This is a genomic window from Promicromonospora kroppenstedtii DSM 19349, assembly GCF_000515355.1.
GTDB lineage: Bacteria > Actinomycetota > Actinomycetes > Actinomycetales > Cellulomonadaceae > Promicromonospora > Promicromonospora kroppenstedtii.
The window spans coordinates 25,082-28,741 of sequence record NZ_KI911653.1 but is presented as its reverse complement, the minus strand read 5'-3'; the positions used below and the strand labels follow the sequence as shown (position 1 = coordinate 28,741).

The 3,660-nt window shown below is 73.1% G+C and carries 5 protein-coding genes; 2 read left to right on the top strand and 3 right to left on the bottom strand.

What is annotated here, in order from left to right:
* Positions 1-306, bottom strand: a 306-nt coding sequence (locus tag PROKR_RS34545) for an ATP-binding cassette domain-containing protein (RefSeq protein WP_036962861.1), incomplete at its 3' end; no start/stop codon positions are given.
* A 147-nt stretch (positions 307-453) separates the two neighbouring features.
* Between PROKR_RS34545 and PROKR_RS10385 the strand changes: the two genes are divergently transcribed.
* The gene (locus PROKR_RS10385; RefSeq protein WP_036962860.1) at positions 454-1,671 is read left to right on the top strand and encodes a sulfotransferase family protein; all 1,218 of its coding nucleotides are present in this window, start codon (positions 454-456) and stop codon (positions 1,669-1,671) included.
* A gap of 92 nt (positions 1,672-1,763) precedes the next feature.
* Here the strand turns inward: PROKR_RS10385 and PROKR_RS10380 are convergent, their stop codons facing one another.
* On the bottom strand, positions 1,764-2,765 hold the full coding sequence (locus tag PROKR_RS10380; RefSeq protein WP_036962859.1) for a trypsin-like serine peptidase: 1,002 nt from the start codon (positions 2,763-2,765) through the stop codon (positions 1,764-1,766).
* Positions 2,766-2,933: 168 nt separating this feature from the next.
* Between PROKR_RS10380 and PROKR_RS10375 the strand changes: the two genes are divergently transcribed.
* Positions 2,934-3,332, top strand: coding sequence for a DUF3054 domain-containing protein (locus PROKR_RS10375; RefSeq protein ID WP_051432861.1), 399 nt, complete (start codon positions 2,934-2,936; stop codon positions 3,330-3,332).
* On the opposite strand, the gene PROKR_RS10370 is transcribed toward PROKR_RS10375, so the two are convergent.
* Positions 3,329-3,660 (bottom strand): non-canonical purine NTP pyrophosphatase (locus PROKR_RS10370; RefSeq protein WP_036962858.1); only part of this gene is annotated, 332 nt, incomplete at its 5' end. The genes PROKR_RS10375 and PROKR_RS10370 overlap by 4 nt on opposite strands.

Genomic DNA, 3,660 nt, shown 5'->3' with positions numbered 1-3,660 from the left:
GGCCGCGGCGTCGAGCTCGGCGGCCGCGGTGCGCAGGCCGTCGAGCGTCCCGGCGACCAGGTCGCCGATGGTCTGGCCCGGCTCGGGGTGCAGCTCCTGCTCGACCAGCGCGACGCTGCCCTGCCGGCGCACCTCGCCCGACTTCGGCAGCAGGTCACCGGCCAGCAGGTGCAGCAGCGTGGACTTGCCCGACCCGTTCTCGCCGACCACGCCGAGCCGCCCGCCCTGCGACACCGAGAAGCTGACCCCGTCCATGACGGGCCGCCCGGGATAGGCGAAACCGAGGTCCTGGGCGACGAGGTGCATCCGCCCAGCCTACGGGGACCCGTCGTCGGGCCGAAGTCGGGGCCCCGCACCGGCCTGCGCTCCCGGTCCCCGTTTTCGTTTACGCGCCGGGTCGGCCCACGCGAGGATGTGCCAGATCCCGGCCCGAACCGCGACCCCAGGAGTGCCGTGTCCCTCACCACGCCCGCCGACCCGCCGGCGCTGCGCCTGACCAACCTGCTCCTGGCTCCCGCCGCCCGCACGCGCCGGGACCCGGACGTCGTGTTCGACCGGATGATCGCGCGTGCCTCCCGTGGCCGCGCACCGCTGAGCGCGGAGAACGCCGCCGACCTGGACCACCTGCGGCTCGTGCTGCGCGCGTTCGCGGACTTCCCCGGCCTGAGCCCGCTCGGCTGGGCGGCGGGCCAGGCCATGGTGTCCGGCCGGATCCGGAACCGGCTCGTGGTGGGCGACCTGCTGGCCCGGCACCCCCGGATCGCCGACGAGCCGGTGGAGGCTCCGGTGTTCGTGGTCGGCATGCCCCGGACAGGCACCACGCTGACCTACAACATCCTCTCCAGGTCACCCGCGCACCGAGGGCCGAAGCTCTGGGAGATGACCTACCCGGGCCTCGCCGTCGGCCCGCGCGCCGAGGCCGCGCTGATCCGGCGCACGGGGCGGAAGTTCGCGATGACGTCGGTGCTGAGCACCACGTGGGACACCATCCATCCGATGTACGCGGCCTCCGAGGAGGAGGACACCTTCATCCGCGCGCACTCGGAGCTCCACTCCTCGGCGGTGCCCATGCCGGACTACCTCGACCTGCTCGCGCGCTTCGACCACCGGCCGGACTACCGGTTCCTCCGGGACACGCTCCAGCTGCTGTCGTACGGTCGCCCCGCTCGGCGGTGGGTGCTCAAGCACCCGGCGAACCTCTTCCACCTGTCGGCGATCCGCGACGTCTTCCCCGACGCGAGGTTCGTGTGGACCCACCGGGCTCCCGAGGTCGCGCTGGCGTCGCTGTGCTCCCTCGCCGAGTCCGCCCAGCGCATCCACCGGCACGCGGATGCCGTGGACCCCGTGCGGATCGGCCGCGAGTGGCTCCCGATCATGTCGGACGGCGTCTCCCGCGCCCTCGCGCAGCGCGCCGACCTGGGACCCGAGACCGTGCTCGACCTGCCGTACGACCGGCTCACCGGCGATCCGGCGGCGGTGCTGCCCGCGCTGTTCGAGGAGCTCGGCGCGCGGTGGGGTGAGGTCGACGACACGAACCTGACGGCCGCGCGGGAGGCGCCGGGGAAGCGGTCGCCGCACCGGTACAGCCTGGAGCGGTTCGGTCTGGGCCAGTCCGAGGTCGACGCGGCGTTCGCCGGCTACCGGGATCTTCTGTCGACGCTGCCACAGTAGGGCCGCGGCCGGGCACGCCGCGTCGGCCGGGCTTGTCGAGACACACGATCCCGACAAGCCCGACCGACGCCCCGGCGCCCGGGTTCAGCGCGTCAGAGCGACGACGCCGAGGTGTACAGCGTCTGTGCGACGTCGCCCAGGTACGGGCCGAACATGTAGTTGCGCATGCTGCCGCCGCGGTACTTGAAGGAGTTCACGGAGTTGAGCACGCCCACGCCGGTGGACTCGGAGTAGTTGACGAACCAGGGACCGCCGGACGACCCGCCGGTCAGGTTGCAGTCCAGGCCCTGGTCGGAGCTGCCCCCGAACGTGTCCTGCACGACCGTCCCGTGGCACCACGCGATGTCCGAGCCGTCGTACGGGTTGGCGGCCGGGTAGCCGAACGAGTACATGTACTGCCCGCGCGCCTGGTTGAAGCCGATGGCCTGCCCGCCCACGACGTCCGTCAGGTGGGCACCGTTCAGCGTGTTCAGCACCGCGAACGCGACGTCATAGTCGAAGTCGCCGCTAGTCTGCCACTGCGTGGTGGTGGTGAGCTGACGTGCGGTGAACGTGCCGTAGGGCCGGGCGCCGTCGTCGTAGGCGGGGACGAACGCCCAGTTCGTGGCGAACTCCCCGGGTCCCTCGTTGACGCAGTGGCCGGCGGTGAGCACGACGTCCTTGTTCCCCGAGCTCACGGCGCTGCCCGAGCAGACGTAGTTCACGCCGGCGAGCGTGAAGAACACCTTGCCCGTGGTGTCGACGACCTCACCGCCGCCCGAGTAGTACCCACCCACGAAGGCCGCGGTGGGGGCGGGCTTGGCGGCGGCCAGCGGGACGACGGTCGGGCTGCCGGCCGCCACGGTACCGCCGGCCGAGGACTTGTCCTTGCCGGCCACCAGCACGTCGGCGGGCAGGGCTTCGCGCATCCGCTGGGGGGTCCAGTAGTCGGTCACCCGGTCCTGGGCCGCCCGGGTGGTCGCCGCGCTGTGTACCGCGATGTCGCCGGTGCCCTCGCTGGCCTGTGACGGCGCACCGAACGCGACGGCCACGCTGCCGCCGAGCACCAGGGCGGCGAGGCCACCGAGCAGGGTGCGGGAGAGGTTGCTACGCATGCTGCCTCCTTGATCACACTCGCCGCCGAAGTGGCGGCCGTGTGATCCTGCGGCCTGGGCGATTCGGCCGCAAGAGGCGCGTATGTCCGGGATGTAAATTTTCTCCCGGGTAGTGGGTGCCCGGGTTCGCGGACACCGGGAGCGCGGCCGGCGGACTACCCTCGACGCGTGAGCACCACTGCCCCCGCCTCCCGCACCTCGCCGTTCTGGCCCGCCCTCGTGGCCGACGCCGTCGCCGTCCTCGTCTTCACGATCGTCGGCATCGCGTCGCACGACGGTTCGCTGACGAGCGCCTTCGGCCGCGTGGTGTGGCCGTTTGCGCTGGCCGCCACGATCGGCTGGGCCGTGGCCCGCGCCTGGCGGGACCCCGCACGGGTCTGGCCCACCGGCGTGATCATCTGGGCCGTCACCGTGCTCGGGGGCCTCGCCCTGCGTGGCCTCTCGGGCGGCGGGCTGGCATGGTCGTTCGCACTGGTCACCGCCATCTTCCTGGCGATCACGATGCTGGGCTGGCGCGGCCTGGTGGCGGGCATCCGCCGCGGCCAGGCCCGCGCGGCGGCGAGCTAGGCGCCGAGCACCTCGACGACCACCGGCGCCAGCGCGCGGAACGCCTTGCCGCGGTGGGAGATCGCGTTCTTCTCGTCCGGGGACAGCTCCCCGGCGGTCCGGCGGCCAGGACCGTCGACCAGGGACTCGGCGGACGGCCCCGCGAACAGCGGGTCCTCCTCCGGGACCAGGATCGGGTCGTAGCCGAACCCGTTGGCGCCCCGCGGCGCCGTCGCGAGCACGCCCCGCATCTCGCCGAGCCGCACCTCCTCGCGGCCGTCCGGCGTGACCAGCGCGGCCGCGCACACGAAGCCACCCTGGCGGTGCTCGGCGCGCACGTCGCCGAGCT